This window comes from Streptomyces anulatus (genome assembly GCF_000721175.1).
GTDB lineage: Bacteria > Actinomycetota > Actinomycetes > Streptomycetales > Streptomycetaceae > Streptomyces > Streptomyces anulatus_C.
The window spans coordinates 124,591-140,245 of the sequence record NZ_JOEZ01000011.1; the positions used below are offsets into that span (position 1 = coordinate 124,591).

At 71.2% G+C, this 15,655-nt stretch carries 15 protein-coding genes and 1 riboswitch; of the genes, 3 read left to right on the forward strand and 12 right to left on the reverse strand.

Translation table 11 applies throughout. The features are described from left to right. Nucleotides 1–2 precede the first annotated feature (2 nt). The 5 genes from IG90_RS0114325 to IG90_RS0114345 form a co-directional block, all read right to left on the reverse strand. On the reverse strand, nucleotides 3–1,100 hold the full coding sequence (locus IG90_RS0114325; RefSeq protein ID WP_033894196.1) for an alpha-hydroxy acid oxidase: 1,098 nt from the start codon (nucleotides 1,098–1,100) through the stop codon (nucleotides 3–5). A 56-nt stretch (nucleotides 1,101–1,156) separates the two neighbouring features. Then, nucleotides 1,157–1,924, reverse strand: a complete 768-nt coding sequence (locus tag IG90_RS0114330; RefSeq protein ID WP_030583093.1) for a sulfite exporter TauE/SafE family protein — start codon at nucleotides 1,922–1,924, stop codon at nucleotides 1,157–1,159. 66 nt (nucleotides 1,925–1,990) lie between these two features. Beyond that, nucleotides 1,991–2,851 carry a TauD/TfdA family dioxygenase gene (locus IG90_RS0114335; protein ID WP_233435864.1) on the reverse strand — a complete coding sequence of 287 codons (861 nt, stop codon included), beginning with the start codon at nucleotides 2,849–2,851 and terminating at the stop codon, nucleotides 1,991–1,993. A 559-nt stretch (nucleotides 2,852–3,410) separates the two neighbouring features. After that, nucleotides 3,411–4,232 (reverse strand): alpha/beta fold hydrolase, encoded by an 822-nt coding sequence (locus IG90_RS0114340; protein WP_324604250.1) that lies wholly within the window; start codon nucleotides 4,230–4,232, stop codon nucleotides 3,411–3,413. 233 nt (nucleotides 4,233–4,465) lie between these two features. Beyond that, nucleotides 4,466–5,995, reverse strand: a complete 1,530-nt coding sequence (locus IG90_RS0114345) for a DUF445 domain-containing protein (RefSeq protein ID WP_033894197.1) — start codon at nucleotides 5,993–5,995, stop codon at nucleotides 4,466–4,468. A 97-nt stretch (nucleotides 5,996–6,092) separates the two neighbouring features. Between IG90_RS0114345 and IG90_RS0114350 the strand changes: the two genes are divergently transcribed. Then, nucleotides 6,093–7,340: an SGNH/GDSL hydrolase family protein gene (locus IG90_RS0114350; protein WP_030583105.1), complete on the forward strand. Its 1,248-nt coding sequence runs from the start codon at nucleotides 6,093–6,095 to the stop codon at nucleotides 7,338–7,340. A gap of 194 nt (nucleotides 7,341–7,534) precedes the next feature. Here IG90_RS0114350 and IG90_RS0114355 read toward each other — a convergent pair whose 3' ends face one another. The 4 genes from IG90_RS0114355 to IG90_RS0114370 form a co-directional block, all read right to left on the reverse strand. Further along, nucleotides 7,535–8,245 carry a DUF1707 SHOCT-like domain-containing protein gene (locus IG90_RS0114355; RefSeq protein ID WP_030583108.1) on the reverse strand — a complete coding sequence of 237 codons (711 nt, stop codon included), beginning with the start codon at nucleotides 8,243–8,245 and terminating at the stop codon, nucleotides 7,535–7,537. Nucleotides 8,246–8,362: 117 nt separating this feature from the next. Next, the gene (locus IG90_RS0114360; RefSeq protein WP_030583111.1) at nucleotides 8,363–9,385 is read right to left on the reverse strand and encodes an ABC transporter ATP-binding protein; all 1,023 of its coding nucleotides are present in this window, start codon (nucleotides 9,383–9,385) and stop codon (nucleotides 8,363–8,365) included. Between the two features lie 17 nt (nucleotides 9,386–9,402). Then, a complete protein-coding gene (locus IG90_RS0114365; protein ID WP_030583114.1) occupies nucleotides 9,403–10,290 on the reverse strand; it encodes an ABC transporter permease in 888 nt (295 codons plus the stop codon). Beyond that, on the reverse strand, nucleotides 10,283–11,083 hold the full coding sequence (locus IG90_RS0114370) for an ABC transporter permease (RefSeq protein WP_030583116.1): 801 nt from the start codon (nucleotides 11,081–11,083) through the stop codon (nucleotides 10,283–10,285). Before IG90_RS0114370 ends, IG90_RS0114365 begins: the two co-directional genes overlap by 8 nt. Before the next feature lie 187 nt (nucleotides 11,084–11,270). On the opposite strand from IG90_RS0114370, the gene IG90_RS0114375 reads away from it, so the two are divergent. Further along, on the forward strand, nucleotides 11,271–13,613 hold the full coding sequence (locus tag IG90_RS0114375; RefSeq protein WP_030583118.1) for a transglycosylase domain-containing protein: 2,343 nt from the start codon (nucleotides 11,271–11,273) through the stop codon (nucleotides 13,611–13,613). Nucleotides 13,614–13,721: 108 nt separating this feature from the next. Here IG90_RS0114375 and IG90_RS0114380 read toward each other — a convergent pair whose 3' ends face one another. The 3 genes from IG90_RS0114380 to IG90_RS0114390 form a co-directional block, all read right to left on the reverse strand. Further along, on the reverse strand, nucleotides 13,722–14,042 hold the full coding sequence (locus IG90_RS0114380; RefSeq protein ID WP_030583121.1) for a DMT family transporter: 321 nt from the start codon (nucleotides 14,040–14,042) through the stop codon (nucleotides 13,722–13,724). A 37-nt stretch (nucleotides 14,043–14,079) separates the two neighbouring features. Beyond that, a riboswitch (guanidine-III (ykkC-III) riboswitch) is annotated at nucleotides 14,080–14,138 on the reverse strand. An 87-nt stretch (nucleotides 14,139–14,225) separates the two neighbouring features. Continuing rightward, nucleotides 14,226–14,567: a GroES family chaperonin gene (locus IG90_RS0114385; protein ID WP_030583123.1), complete on the reverse strand. Its 342-nt coding sequence runs from the start codon at nucleotides 14,565–14,567 to the stop codon at nucleotides 14,226–14,228. Nucleotides 14,568–14,616: 49 nt separating this feature from the next. Beyond that, nucleotides 14,617–14,937: a DUF3618 domain-containing protein gene (locus IG90_RS0114390; protein WP_030583126.1), complete on the reverse strand. Its 321-nt coding sequence runs from the start codon at nucleotides 14,935–14,937 to the stop codon at nucleotides 14,617–14,619. Nucleotides 14,938–15,079: 142 nt separating this feature from the next. Between IG90_RS0114390 and bcp the strand changes: the two genes are divergently transcribed. Then, on the forward strand, nucleotides 15,080–15,547 hold the full coding sequence (bcp, locus tag IG90_RS0114395) for a thioredoxin-dependent thiol peroxidase (RefSeq protein ID WP_030583129.1): 468 nt from the start codon (nucleotides 15,080–15,082) through the stop codon (nucleotides 15,545–15,547). The last annotated feature ends 108 nt before the right edge of the window (nucleotides 15,548–15,655 follow it).

Genomic DNA, 15,655 nt, shown 5'->3' on the forward strand with positions numbered 1-15,655 from the left:
TGTCAGGGGGTGCCCGGACTCGTGGCCCGGTGCGCGTTGACGGCGAAGTCGGCGCCGATGTCGGCGACGGAGTCCGCGCCGAGCTGGAGCAGCGTGTCCTCGATCTCGCTCCGGAGGAGGTCGAGCACCGCCTCCACGCCCCGCTGTCCGGCCAGGCCGAGGCCCCAGAGGTAGGGGCGGCCGACGCACACCGCGTCCGCGCCGTACGCGAGGGCCTTGACGACGTGGACGCCGGAGCGGATGCCGCCGTCCATGAGGACCAGGGCGCGGCCGGAGACCGCGGCCGCCACCTGCTCCAGGGCCACCAGGCTGGGTACCGCGCCGTCGAGTTGGCGGCCGCCGTGATTGGAGACGATGACTCCGTCCATGCCCAGGGCGACGCAGCGTTCGGCGTCCTCGGCCCGCAGGACGCCCTTGACCACGATCGGCAGCCGCGTACGGGACCGGATCCATTCCAGGTCGTCCCAGGTCAGCGGCAGGCGCTCGATGCGGGCACCGTCCGGGATGTCGCCGGTGAGCACGCCCAGCGAGCGCAGGTTGCCGAAGTCGACGTGCGCCGGGGTACGGAAGCCCGCTCGCCGGGTGCTGATACGGCGGGCCGCGTGGCTGGCGTCGACCGTGACCACGAGCGCGGTCGCGCCGACGTTCTCCGCCAGGGCGATCGTCGCGGCGACGTCGTCGCGGGACCGGTAGGCGTAGAGCTGGAACCAGCTGTCGCTGCCGACCGCGCCGGCCACGTCGGAGAAGGTGTAGTGGCTGTCGGTGCTGACGATCGACACGGTGCCCGTGGACTCGGCCGCGCGGGCGGTCGCGATCTCGGCGTCCTCGTGGAGGAGGCGCTGCGGGCTGGTCGGGGCGAGCAGGACGGGCAGGGCGAGCCGCCGGCCGAGCACGGTCACCGAGGTGTCGGGCTTGACGCCCGTCCCGCCGAGGGCCCGCGGGCGCAGCCAGACCTGGTCGAAGGCCTCCGTGTTGGCACGGACCGTGAGCTGGGTGTCGGCGCCGCCTGCCACGTACGCCCAGGAAGCGGCGTCGAGAACGGACGCGGCGGCCTGCTCGTAATCGGTCAGCGTCAACAGCCCGGATAATTCCCTTGCCATGGATCCTCTTCCGTCGTCGGATGAATGTCCGTAGGCCCGTCAGGCCCGTCGGGCCGTCAGGCGAACTGGTCGAATCCCATCTTGGCCACCATTCCGGTGACCACGAGAACGAGGACGATCCGGACGAATCCGGATCCCCTTTTCATTGCGGTACGCGACCCGATCATCGCGCCCGCGATGTTCCCCACGGCCATTCCGAGGCCGAGTGCCCACAGGACGTTTCCCTGCCAGGCGAAGACCGCGAGGGCTCCCAGGTTGGAGGAGGCGTTGATCACCTTCGCCATGGCCGCGCTTTCCAGGAACTGTGTCGCGAGGAGCGTGGTGAAGGAGATGATGAGAAAGGTGCCGACGCCGGGGCCGAAAACCCCGTCGTAGAAACCGATGCCGACCCCCGCGACGAGGATCGCCGTATTGCGGCGGCGCGGGGTGACGACGATGTTCCGCTGCTGGACCCCGAAACTCGGCCTGAAGGCCACGAAGAGGGCCACGGTGATGAGCAGGCCCATGATGACGGGCCGGAAGTAGCTCGCGGGAACGCTCGACGCGGACAGCGCGCCGAGCGCGCCGAAGGGGACCGCGAGTCCGGCGGCCGGCAGCAGGACCGAGCGGTCCAGCTCGGTGCGCCGCTGGTACATGTACGCGGCGGTCGCGGTGCCCATGACCGCCGCGATCTTGTTCGTGCCCAGCGCCACCGCGGGCGAATACTGGGGGAAGGCCAGCAGGAGTACCGGGATGAGCAGTACCCCGCCACCGCCGACGACAGCATCCACCCAGCCGGCCGCCGTCGCGGCGGCGAGCAGGCCGAGCACCTCGTACAGTTCCACTCTTCCTCATTCACGTGTACATGACCCCGGCTCCCGGGGCCGGGTCCTGCCGCTGCCGCGGCCGGGTCAGACGACCCCGCGGATCTCCGTCATCGCCGGCAGCACGCGCGGGTGCCGCATCATCCGCTGGGCCCACAGCGGGGCGGACCGCAGGGAGTAGAAGCGGCGAAGCCACCGGTCCTGGCCGTCGTAGCGGGGGGTGAACGCGGTGCGGCCGTGGACGACGACGTGGTTGTCCAGGACGACGAGGTCGCCCGGTGCGAGCACCAGGTCGCGGCAGACCCCCTCCAGCGCCGTGGCCAGGGAGCGCAGTGCGGCCCGCGCCTGCGGGTGGTCGCCCTGCGTGTTGTGCGAGTTGAAGCGCATGAACGGGCGGTCCGCCGGGCCGAAGATCACCGGATGCGGGCCGGCCGAGGGGCGGGGGCCGGTGGTGTTCCGGGTGAAGGAGGTCGGATACAGGCTGTGGAACTGAGGCTTCCGCAGCTCCGCCACCTCGCAGTCCGTCAGCAGCGGCAGCGCGTCGCGCACGGAGGCGACGCGGGTCGCGGCGATCTGCTCGTGGTCCTGGCGCAGACATAGCAGGCCCAGGTAGTCGGGGCGGAGCGGGTGGTGCACGTTCTCGGTGTGGAAGTCGAAGGCGACCGATCCGCTGTTCTCGATCCGGCCCTCCTCGCCGCGTACGGGATGTACGTCGTGGAAGAGCGCGCCGGATTTCTCGTCCTGATAGCCGGTCAGCGAACCGAGGAGGTCCGCGACGAGCATGAGGGTTCCGTTGGTCGGGTGGCCGTCGAGGATATGGGCCTCGTGCACCTGCGGGGTCTTCGGCAGTTCACCCACCGGAACTCCGCGCAGCATGCAGTATCCGGCAGCTTCCACGTCCGTGCCGAAATCAAGGACCATTTTGCGCATCCCGTCGGGGAGATCCATGAGGAGCCCCGAGACGACTATGGGTATCGAGTCCGACAAGCGCGCGGCGAGTGAGGACAACTCACCCACCTTCTCCGCCTCCGACTCGCTTAATCGGTATTGATTCAGAGCCTGGGTAACCATTCTCATAATTCCTCACCGATTTCCGCGTGCAGGATCGACTATTACGGCGAAAAACGTATCCCGCGCCGATTCTCTCCGTCAACAATCGCTTTCGGACAGTGACATCCCGGATTAACGGGTCCGACATCGGCGAGATAGCGCGCGAATGACCCCATGACGGGTGACAACCGCACAGAACATCCCACTCGGTAAGGGGTGCAAGCCCGGTCACCCCTACTTGTTCACCGGCTTGAGCTGCCTCTACGGCGCCAGATGACCGGGAGATGAACAGACCGGTTTGCCCCGTTGAGCCCCTCTGACGCTCGTGTCTCGGCGCTCACAGGGGCCCCTCGAAGCTCGTTTCCCGCCATCCGGCCCGTGAGAAGCAGGGATGGCGAGCGGTGTGAAGGGGGTCACATACTGCTGTGGTGCCGCCGCCCCACCGGGCCCGGACCCGTCACTCCCGGACCCGCCAGTCCCGGAGGAAGGCCGCCATCTCCCCGTACACCGCAGCAGAGTCGTCCAGGTGGGCGTCGTGGCCCGCACCCGGGACGACGCCGATCCGCGTCGCGGGGTGCCGGGCCCGCATCCGGTCCGCCTCGTCCGGCTTCATCGCGCCGTTCTCGCCCCGTACCACCAGCACCGGGCAGCGCACCCGGTCCCAGTCGTCCCAGTAGTGCCGCTGCGCGTTCTCCTGAACGGTGGCCACCATCACGTCCCGGTCTACGCGGGGGTGCAGACCGCCGGGGCCCGGTGCGAGTCCGGCCGCCCAGGCCCGGCCCGCCGGCCCGCCGCCGAAGAACGCCTCGGCCGCCTCCGCGTCAGGGAACGGCACCGGCCAGGAGTCGAGCCAGCCGCCTATCCGTTCCGGGAGCTCGGGGCTCGGGCCCGCCGGGCCCGCCTCGATCAGGACCAGCGCACGGCACACCTCCGGGTGGGCCGCCGCCGTCAGCAGCGCGGTGAGGCCGCCCATCGACTGGCCGACCAGCACCGTGTCCTCCCCGGCCAGACCGAACCGGCGTGCGACGGCGAGGACATCGCGGACGTGCGCCGCCCGCGACACGTCCCCGGGGCGGCGGGTGCTCGCCCCGCTGCCCCGGGCGTCGAAGGCGACCACCCGGTGCGTGGCCGCGAACCGGGCCGCCAGCGCCTCCCACTCGCCGCAGTGACCGGCCAGCCCGTGCAGCAGGAGCAGGGGCGGGCCGTCGCCGCCGTGGTCCGTGCAGAACAGGCGTACAGGGCCGGCCCCGCCCGCCGCTCCGCCGTCCTCGACCGTCACCGTGCTCGTAACCGCTCCCACCCGGCACCCCCATCGCCCCGTCGCCCGTCGCTTCCCGTACGGCGCTGACTGAACGCCCGCCGCGCCGCGCCCGTACTACCGGGCAACTCCCCCGCGTGAGCCGGGTGCGTACCCGTACGACAGGACGGTTACGCACCCGGAGCGGCGCCGAGGAGCCCGCCGCCCGACCACCCGGCGCATACGGGCGACACCACCCGGCACGTAGCGGCGACTCAGCCGCCCAGCGCGTGCGACACCGTGTAGATCGCCAGGCCCGCCAGCGCGCCGACCACGGTGCCGTTGATCCGGATGAACTGGAGGTCGCGGCCGATGTGCGCCTCGATCTTCTTCGAGGTCTGGTCCGCGTCCCAGCTCGCGACCGTCTCGCTGATCAGCGAGGTGATCTCCGTGCGGTACGTCGTCACGACGTACACCGCCGCGTCCTCCAGCCAGCCGTCCAGCTTGCCCTGGAGCCGTTCGTCGCTCGCCAGCCGCGCTCCCAGCGACATCAGCGAGGCGCGTGCCCGCAGCCGCAGTTCGCTGCGCTCGTCCTCCGCCGCCGAGAGGATCATCGTGCGGACGGAGGACCAGGCCGAGGCGATGACGTCCTGGACCTCGCCGCGGCCCAGGATCTCCGACTTCAGCCGCTCCACGCGGGCCCGGGTGTCGGCGTCGCTCTGGAGGTCCGCCGCGAAGTCGTTCAGGAACGTGTCGATGGAGCCGCGCGCCGGGTGCTCCGGCATGTCCCGCATCTCCGTGACGAACCGCAGCAGTTCCTTGTAGACGCGCTCCCCCACCCGCTTGTCCACGAACCGCGGGGTCCAGCCCGGGGCCCCGCCCTGCACCGCGTTCATCACCGAGTCGCCGTGCTCCACCAGCCAGTCGTGCGCCCGTACGCAGACGAGGTCGACGACCTTGCGGTGGCCGCCGTCCGTGACGACCTTCTCCAGCATCTTGCCGAGGCCCGGGCCGACCTCCGCCGCGTCCGCGCGCCGGGTGATGGCCTCGCCGACCACCGCCTGCACGTCGGAATCCCGAAGGACCGTCAGCGCACCGCGCAGGGCCGTCGCCAGCTCGGCGGTGACCCGGTCCGCGTGGGCCGGCTCCGCGAGCCACACTCCGAGCCTCCGACCGACCCCCAGAGCGTGAATCCGGTCACGAATGACGTCTCCGGAGAGAAAGTTCTCGCCAACGAAGGAACCGAGGGACTGTCCCAGCTGATCCTTCTTGTTGGGGATGATGGCCGTGTGCGGGATGGGCAGGCCGAGCGGGCGCCGGAAGAGCGCCGTGACGGCGAACCAGTCCGCCAGCGCACCCACCATCCCCGCCTCGGCAGCCGCCGCGACATAGCCCGGCCAGCCCCCCACGCCTGAGTTCTTCGCCCAGGTGGCCAGGACGTAGACGACCGCGACGAGCAGAAGGAGGCCGGTGGCCGTGAGTTTCATGCGCCGTACGCCGCGCTGTTTCTCCTCGTCGGCGGCGGTGTACGCGAACGAGGCCAGCGGCCCCGAGGCGCGTGGCGGCAACCCGGGTCCCCCGGGACTCCGCTCCGCATCCGGGCCCTGCCCCGGCCGTGGCTCCGCCCCCGGCCCGGGGCCGGCTTCCAGCTCCGCCGTCCGCTTCGACGGTTCCCGCGACGGCTCCTGCGACTGCTCCGGCTTCCCCACCGCGTCCCCGTCCTCGTCCTGCCCCTGCTCGCCGGATCCGGTCCGTTCCATCCGCTCCACCCGTCCGCGTGCGCCTCGCCCCCGTGACGTACGCATTGTCCCTACCTCCCCTACTCCCGGGCCGCACGTCGAGTTCCCGACGGCCTGTCGCATCATGGGACCAGCACGATCATCACGAGGAGAAACACCGCACATGCCCAGGCGCCAGGGGTATGCCCTGCTCATCGCCCTAGTGGCGGGCACCGCCGTGCTCGCCGCCGCCGTCGCCTTCGGTACGACGCTGCTCTCCGGCCCACGGTCGACACCGCTCCCGCCCGCCGAGACCCAGGCGGCGGCCCGTAACCCGGTCGACCCCGCCGCCGCGGGTGGCACCTGGGTCGCCACCTGGACCGCCGCGCCCGTCCGCGCCGAACCGGGCACCAAGGACGGGCTCCCCGGGCGCACCATCCGCAACGTCGTGCACACCAGCATCGGCGGGAACGTCGCCCGCATCACGCTGTCGAACCTCTTCGGCACCACCCCCCTGGTCATCGATCAGGCCACCGTCAACACCCGGCCGGTGACCTTCAAGGGCGCCGCCGTCGTCACCGTCGCCGCGGGCGGACGGGTCATCAGCGACCCGGTCGTGGTGCCCGTGGCCCCCGACTCCGACCTCCAGGTCAGCTTCCGCACCCCGCGGGCGGGCGGACCGGTCACCTACCACTCCAACACCCACCAGACCTCGTACCTGATCGACGAGCGCGGCACCTGGAGCACCACCCACTGGCGCTATCTGACCGCCGTGGACGTCCGCAGCGAGCGGGCGCTCGGCGCGGTCGTCGCCTTCGGGGACTCCCTGACCGCGGGCAGCGGCTCCACCACCGACGCCAACGCCCGCTGGCCCGACGTCCTCGCCGACCGGCTGGCCGGCCGGTACGGAGTCGCCAACGCGGGCATCGCGGGCAACCGGATCGTGGGCATCGGCCGCGGCACCGGGGGCCAGTCGGGCACCGACCGGCTCGACCGCGACGTCCTGTCGGTCGCCGGGGCCCGGACGGTCGTCGTGGCGCTCGGCATCAACGACGTACAGCAGTCCCCCCAGGAGGCCGACCCCCAGCGCATCGTGGACAGCCTGCGCGCCCTCACCGACCGGGCGCACGCCCGCGGGCTCACGGTGGTCGGCGCGACGCTGACCCCGTTCGAGGGCTTCGCCACCTGGACGCCCCAGCGCGACGCCGTACGCCACGCGGTCAACGAGCAGATCCGGGCGGGCACGGTCTTCGACGCGTACGTGGACTTCGACGCGGCGGTACGCGATCCCGCCGCGCCGAACCGGATCCTCACCTCGTACGACTCCGGCGACCACCTGCACCTCAACGACGACGGGTACCGCGCGCTCGGCGACCGGCTGGACCTGAGGTCCCTGGACCAGGCCCGTACGCCCCGGTCCGACGCGCTGTGAGGCGCTGAGGAGAGCCGCCGAGGAGGCACACGTACGGGGCGAGGCGCCCGGCCCCCGCCTCGCCCCGGCACCTCGACGTCGCTTGCGGCCGGCTCCTCGGAGTCCACTGCGGCCGGCACCTCGACGTCGCCTGCCGCAGACCCTTGGAGTTCGTTGTCGCCGGGCACCCTCGGAGTCCCTCGTCGCCGGGCCGCTCAGAGTTCCTTGCGGCCGCCGCCCGCCCCGCCGTCCGGGCCCTCCAGCCCGCGGCGGCGGCGCGCCTCCAGTTCCGCTTCCTCCGCGGCCTTCAGCCGGCGACGCTCCGCCTTCGTCCGCTTGCGCTCCACGCCGACGCCGCCCATCAGGGCGAAGCCGGTGATCCGCACGTACGGCGCGTCCGGGGCGGGCTCGCCCTCGTCGTTGGAGCCCTCGCCGAAGCCGCCCATGATGCCGATGCCTCGGACATCGACGTTCAGCTCCGGCGGCGCGGTCACCTGGATGCCGCCCATGATGGTGACGCAGCGGATGACGGTCTCGCGGCCCTCGAAGTTGGCCTCGCGCAGATCGATCTCGCCGCCGCCCCACATCGCGAACGCGGTGAACGTCCGGCCGACCGTCCAGCGGCCCTTCCGGTTGAACCCGCCCCAGAAGGCGAAAGCCCCCTTCGAGGTGGCCGTCCCGCCGATCCGCGCGGGCCAGTTCGCCGCCGAACCCCGCAGCGGGGCGGGCGCGGACGAGCCCACCGGAGCGAACTCCGGGCCCGCTGCCGGAAGGTCCTGGACGAGCGGCACCAACTCCCCGCGCGTACGGGCCTTGTAGGCCGCTCCGAGACGCTGGTCGAACTCGTCCATATCCAGTCGGCCCTCGGCCACGGCCTCGCGGAGCAGTTCCGCGATCCGCTCACGCTCGGCATCGGAGGCGCGCATTTCCGGACGTTCACTTGTCATACCGCGCAGCCTATTGAACGCACCCGTTCCCGGCACAGACCCGCAGGCCCACGACCTGCGCGCGCCGCCCGGGGAGGGTGCCCGGGCGCGTGCCCGTCACGGCGCGGACTCGTACATCCTCGCGATCACGGCCTCGATGTCCGGCTCCCGCACCGACAGGTCGACCAGCGGGTAGTCCGCGGCGATCCGCGCGACCAGCGGGGCCGCCGACGCGGCGGCGGGGAACGCCAGCCACTGACGCGGGCCCTCCACCTTGACCGCCCGCAGGGCCGGGGCCCCTCCCGCCGCTTCCGGCTCCAGCACGATCGGGGGGAACTCGCTCTCCAGGTCCACCACGAGCATGCGTTCGCTCTCCCCCACCTCGTGGAGGCCCGCCGGCGAACCGTCGTACATCAGACGGCCGTGGTCGATGACCATCACCCGGCCGCACAGCTGCTCGATGTCGGTCAGGTCGTGCGTCGTCAGCAGGACCGTCGTCCCGCGCTCGGTGTTCAACTCCTTGAGGAACTGCCGCACCTTGGCCTTGGAGATCACGTCCAGGCCGATCGTCGGCTCGTCCAGGTACAGCACCTCCGGATCGTGCAGCAACGCCGCCGCGATGTCGCCCCGCATCCGCTGCCCCAGCGAGAGCTGCCGTACGGGGACGTCCAACAGCTCGCCCAGGTCGAGGAGCTCGACGCAGCGGTCCAGGTTCTCCCGGTAACGCCGGTCGGGGATGCGGTACATGCGGTGCATCAGCCGGTACGAGTCGCGCAGCGGCAGGTCCCACCAGAGGGTCGTCCGCTGGCCGAAGACCACGCCGATGCGGTGGGCCAGCCGGGTGCGTTCGCGGGAGGGGTCGATGCCCGCGACGCGCAGCCGGCCGCCGCTCGGGGTGAGGATGCCCGTCAGCATCTTGATCGTGGTCGACTTGCCCGCCCCGTTCGGGCCGATGTAGCCGACCATCTCACCGCGCGCGACCCGGAAGCTGATGCCGTCCACGGCCCGGACCTCACGCCGCTCCCTGCGCAGCAGGCCGGCCTTCCGGCGGACCTGGAAGACCTTCTCGACACCGTCGAGCGTGATGAAGCCGCCGTCGCCGCCCATGCCCGTACCCTCCTGCGTGAACCCGTCCGACATGTCCAACTCCCGTTTGCTCAACTGCCCGTGCTCCGGTACGCCCGCAGCCCCGCCCGCCACGCGAGGCCCGCCAGCACCCAGCAGACCGCCGCCACCAGCGGCGGCAGGAACGCCACCCACTGCGGCAGATCGACCGGGTACTCCCGGCCGAGCACGTACAGCGCGGGCAGCCAGCTGACGAAGGCCAGCGGCACCACGAACGTCACCCCGCGCACCAGGTCCTTCGCGAAGATCGTGGGCGGGTACTGGAGCAGCGTCGTCCCGCCGTACGTGAAGGAGTTCTGCACCTCCGACGCGTCCTGCGCGACGAACTGGAACGCCGCCCCCGCGACGAAGACCGCCCCGAAGATCGCCGCCCCGCTCACCACCATCACCGGCAGCATCAGCACCTTCAGCGGCGTCCACGCGATGTCCAGCGAGAGCAGCGCGTAGCCGAGCACCAGCAGCCCCTGGGTGATCCGCCCCAGCCGGCGCAGCGCGAACCGGTCCGCCGCGACCTGCGCCAGCACCGGCACCGGCCGCACCAGCAGGGTGTCGAGCGTCCCGTCCCGTACCCGGCGGCCCACCCGGTCCATCGATCCCAGCAGCAGATCGCACAGCCCGAACGCGGTGGCCGACAACCCGTACAGCAGGGCGATCTCCGGCAGGGTGTAGCCGCCCAGCGCGTCGACGTGCGTGAACATCAGCAGGATCGTCACGAAGTCGAAGGCCGTCACCGCGAAGTCCCCGAGCGCCGTCATGGCGAACGAGGCCCGGTACGCCATCGTCGAGCGCACCCACATCGCCATGATCAGCCCGTACGCGCGCACGCCCTCCAGCAGCCGCGGCCGCTCCTCGAAGGCGAAGCCGCCCGGTTCCGGGTCGTCCTGTTCCCCGCCGGTCCGCACCGCCACCGTGTCAGCCACCCTGCACCACCACCCTCCTGGTCGCCGCGGTCTGCAGCAGACGGCCCGCCAGCAGCAGCGCCACCGCCCAGCCGCCCTGGAACGCGTACGCCTCCACCAGCCCCCACCCCGTGTGCTTCTCCAGGAACACATCGGCCGGGACCTGGAGCAGCGAGGACCACGGCAGCGCCCGCGCCACCTCGCCCAGCAGCCCGGGGAACAGGTTCAGCGGCAGCAGCATCCCGGAGAAGAACAGCCCGGCCAGCGACACGATCCGCATCGCGCCCGCCCCGTCCATCAGCCAGAACGCCGACAGGGCCACCAGATAGCGCAGCGCGAAGCTGACCACCACGCCCAGGAACACCGAGACGAGGAACGCCGGCCAGGTCCACAGCGATCCCGGGAGCGCCAGATCGAAGGCGAGCGCCCCCAGGAACATCGGCACGACACCGCGCCCCAGCAGATGGAACGCCGCCCGGCCCAGGTCGCCCGCCAGCCACCACGACTGGAGGTCGACCGGACGGTACAGGTCGATGGCGACGTCCCCCGTGCGGATCCGTTCCACCAGCTCGTCCTCGAAGCCGCCGCCCATCATGGCGCAGGCCATCAACAGGGCCTGGCCGAGCCAGACGTACGTGAGCGCCTGGGACGTGTCGTACCCGCCGAGCTGCGGGCGTACGTCCCACAGGGCGATGTAGGTGTACGCCACGATGAAACCGAAGACCGTGTTGGTGAACACCCCCGCGGCCGTAGCCGTCCGGTACGTGGCATAGCGCCGGAACGTACCCCCCGCCACCACCGCGTAGAGCCGCACGCCGCCCCCTGTCCCCCGCCGCCACCGGCTCCCGACACCAAAGCGTCCGACCCTAGTGCACGCGTGACGGCCGCCGCGAACGTATTAAAAAACGACCGGAGGAGGGAACGAACCGGTCAGAAACGAGGGTTTCCCGTCGAAACGGGCACTATGGGAGAACTGACCACGCCCGAGGAGCCCCACGGACATGAGCGACGAGCCACAGCACTGGGCCCCCCGCGACCCCTCGGACGCGGCGGCCGCACCCTGGAGCGAGCAGGGAGAGCCGCCCGGAAGGAACGGCGAGAACGGCGAGAGCGGCAAGAAGAACGGGAAGAAGCAGCGGCCCCGGCGCACCGGCTGGCGGCGCGCCGTCCCGACCTGGCGGATGGCCCTCGGCACCGTGCTGGGCCTCGGTCTCCTCCTCGTCGGCGGGTTCTTCGCCGGATACCAACTCGTCGACATCCCGGCCGCCAACGCCGCGGCCACCGCCCAGTCCAACGTCTACCTCTACAACGACGGCAGCGTCATCGCCCGCGACGGCGACGTGAACCGCGAGAAGGTCAAGCTCTCCCAGGTCCCCGTGACCGTCCAGCACGCGGTACTGGCCGCCGAGGACCGGGACTTCTACTCCCAACGCGCCGTGGACGTGAAGGCGATGGTCCGGGCCGGCTGGAACACCGTGACCGGCAAGGGCAAGCAGGGCGGCTCGACGATCACCCAGCAGTACGTGAAGAACTACTACCTCGGCCAGGAGCGGACCGTCCTGCGCAAGGTCAAGGAGTTCTTCATCGCGGTCAAGCTCAACCGCGAGGAGACCAAGAACCAGATCTTCGAGGGCTACCTCAACACCAGCTACTTCGGGCGCAACGCGTACGGCATCCAGGCCGCCGCCCAGGCGTACTACGGCAAGAACGTCGAGGGCCTCACCACCGCCGAGGGCGCGTACCTCGCCTCCCTCCTCAACGCCCCCAGCGCCTACGACGTCGTCGCCCGCCCCGACAACAGACCCGCGGTCCAGCACCGCTGGAACTACGTCCTGGACGGCATGGTCAAGGAGGACTGGCTCGACGCGGCCGAACGGGCGACGACGCGGTTCCCCACCCCCGGCGAGGCCAGACCGTCGACCGGACTCTCCGGACAGCGCGGCTACATCGTGCAGGCCGTCGAGGACTACCTGAACCGGCGCGGCATCCTCGACGAGAAGACCCTCGCCACCGGCGGCCACCGCATCACCACCACGCTCGACAAGGCCAAGCAGGACGCCTTCGTCAAGGCCGTCGACACCAACGTGATGGCCAGGACCAGCGCCGACCGCAAGGCCGACCGCAACATCCGCGTCGGCGGGGCCTCGATCGTCCCCGACACCGGCGAGGTCGTCGCCCTGTACGGCGGCATCGACTACACGAAGCAGTACGTCAGCAACGCGACCCGCCGCGACTACCAGGTCGGCTCCGTCTTCAAACCGTTCGTCCTCACCTCCGCCCTCGTCAACGACTCCACCACCCAGGACGGCCGGCCCATCACGCCCAACACCGTCTACGACGGCACCAACGAACGCACGGTCGTCGGCCCCCAGGGCGCCACCGACTACGCCCCCGCCAACGAGGGCGACGTCGACCACGGCGACATCACCGTGCGCACGGCAACCGACAAGTCCGTCAACTCCGTCTACGCGCAGATGGCCCAGGACGTCGGACCCCAGAAGGTCCGGGCCACCGCGGTCGCCCTCGGCATCCCCACCGACACCCCCGAACTCACCGCCTCCCCCTCCATCGCGCTCGGCCCCGCCAACGCCAGCGTCCTGGACATGGCCGAGGCGTACGCCACCCTCGCCGACCACGGCCGGCACGGCCCGTACGTCCTCGTCGACAAGATCACCAAGGACGGTACGGAGGTCGAGCTGCCCGAGCGCACGACCGACCAGGCCGTCAGCCGCGAGGCCGCCGACACCACCACCGCCGTACTGCGCAGCGTCGTGGAGGGCGGCACCGGCACGGCGGCCCAGGCGGTGGGCCGCCCCGCCGCGGGCAAGACCGGCACGGCGGAGGAGGACCGGGCCGCCTGGTTCGCCGGATACACCCCGGACCTCGCGACCGTCGTCGCCGTGATGGGCCAGAACCCGGACACCGGCGCCCAGACCCCGCTGTACGGAGCCCTCGGCCTGCCCCGCGTCAACGGCGGCGGCGCCCCCGCCGAGACCTGGGCCGCCTACACGGAAGCGGCGCTGCGCTCCTCCCCGGCCAAGGAGTTCGACCTGCAGACGGCGCCGGGCTCCGACGAGGAGGACGAACCCCTGCTCGACGAGGACCCCGACGGGGACACGGACCCGTCCTCCTCGTCCGGCCCCACCACCACCCCCTCCGGCACCACACCGAACAACCCGGCCGACAGCACACCGGCCGCACCCGGCACGGACACCGGCGGGACGGGCGCGAACGACGGCACGACCGGCGCGACGACCGCCGGGGCGAACGGCGGCGGAACGAACGACGGAACGAACGGAGCCGCCGGTGCCAACGGCGGCTCCGGAGAAACAGGGAGCACCTGAGACACCGGCGGCGGGGGCGGGGGCGACGGGGGCTTCATCGAGGGCGTACGCGGCCCCGGCTTCCCCGGCGACCGACCGGTGTGACCGGCGGCGGCCGGTCCCACCACCTCAGTGCCCGGAGGTCGCCTTCAGGCCGACCACGGCAACCAGCAGCAGACAGACGAAGAAGATCCGGGCGGCGGTCACCGGCTCGTGCAGCACGACCATGCCCAGGACCGCCGCACCGGCCGCGCCGATACCGACCCACACGCCGTACGCCGTACCGATCGGCAGCGTCTTGGCCGCATGCGACAACAGCACCATGCTCGCCACGATCCCGAGGCCGGTGAACACGCTAGGCCACAGCCGCGTGAACCCCTCGGTGTACTTCATCCCGATCGACCAGCCCACTTCGAGCAGACCAGCGATGATCAACAGAACCCACGCCATGACCGGCACCTCCGACGACGACCACGTGAACAGAACGGGTGCGTCGTCTTTGCAAGCCCGGTACGGCGCGTCTCGTCGGGGTGGTCCCACCGTAGCAAGAACCGGGAAGAGGGCCTGGTGACACCGGTCACCAGACCCTCGACGCCGTGGGCCCCACGGACGGGGCCCCACGGGTTCCCGTTCCTACAGGTACAGCCCGGTCGAATCCACCGAACCCTCGAACCGGTCGGCGGCCACCGCGTGCAGATCACGCTCCCGCATCAGGACGTACGCCACGCCCCGCACCTCGACCTCGGCACGGTCCTCGGGGTCGTACAGCACCCGGTCGCCAGGCTCCACCGTCCGCACGTTCTGCCCGACCGCGACGACGACGGCCCACGCCAGGCGCCGGCCCACCGCGGCCGTCGCCGGGATCAGGATGCCGCCGCCGGAACGCCGCTCGCCCTCGGACGCGTCGTTCCGCACCAGCACCCGGTCGTGCAGCATCCGGATGGGCAACTTGTCGTCGTGGGTGTTCTCGCTCACGCCCGCAACCTACCTGGCGCGCCCCGGACCGTACGCCTCCGGGTTCCGCTCACGCGCGGCGCCGACGCCCGGACACGGCGAGCAGCCCCACCACACCGACCACCAGCAGCGCCGCGGGAATCACCCGCTCCAGCCGCGGAGAACCGTCCTCCGCGACGAACCGCGCCTTCACTTCCGACACCGAACGGTTCACCGCGACGAAGGCACGGCCGGCCGTCCGGTCCACGGACTGGGCCGCCTTCGCCTTGGCGTCCGTGATGATCGTCTTCGGGTGTACCCGCACCCCGATCTCGTCGAGCACCACGGCGAGCTGCTTACGCCTGCTGATGATGTCCGCCTCGATCTGCGCAGGGGTCCTGGCATCCGACACTGCGCCGCCTCCGTGGTCGTCGTCCGGTAAACCTTCGTCTGGGCCTTCGTCGACAGTCTGTCAGCTCGAACCCCCGCGCACCCGGCGGCACCCCTATTACCCTCGGTCCCGTCCGACCCGTGCACCACCCGAGGAGAACCACATGAGCGAGCGACTGAAGCCCGGCGACACCGCTCCCGCCTTCACCCTTCCCGACGCCGACGGCAACGAGGTGTCGCTCGCGGACCACAAGGGCCGCAAGGTCATCGTGTACTTCTACCCGGCCGCTCTTACCCCCGGATGCACCAAGCAGGCCTGCGACTTCACGGACAACCTCGACCTCCTGGCCGACGCCGGGTACGACGTCATCGGCGTCTCCCCCGACAAGCCGGAGAAGCTCGCGAAGTTCCGCGACACGGAGAACCTCAAGGTCGTCCTGGTGGGCGACCCGGCCAAGGAAACGCTGGAGGCGTACGGCGCCTTCGGCGAGAAGAAGCTCTACGGCAAAGTGGTGACGGGCGTGATCCGTTCGACGGTCGTCGTCGACGAGGACGGCAAGGTCGAGCACGCGTTCTACAACGTGAAGGCGACCGGCCACGTGGCCAAGATCATCAGGGATCTGGGCATCTGACCGCCCCCTGAGACCCGCCGCCCTCACACGATCCCGGCACGCTCCTCGTCGGAGAACCTGTCGAGATCGTGTGAGGGAGAACGCAACGACCCCAGAAGCCGGTTTGCG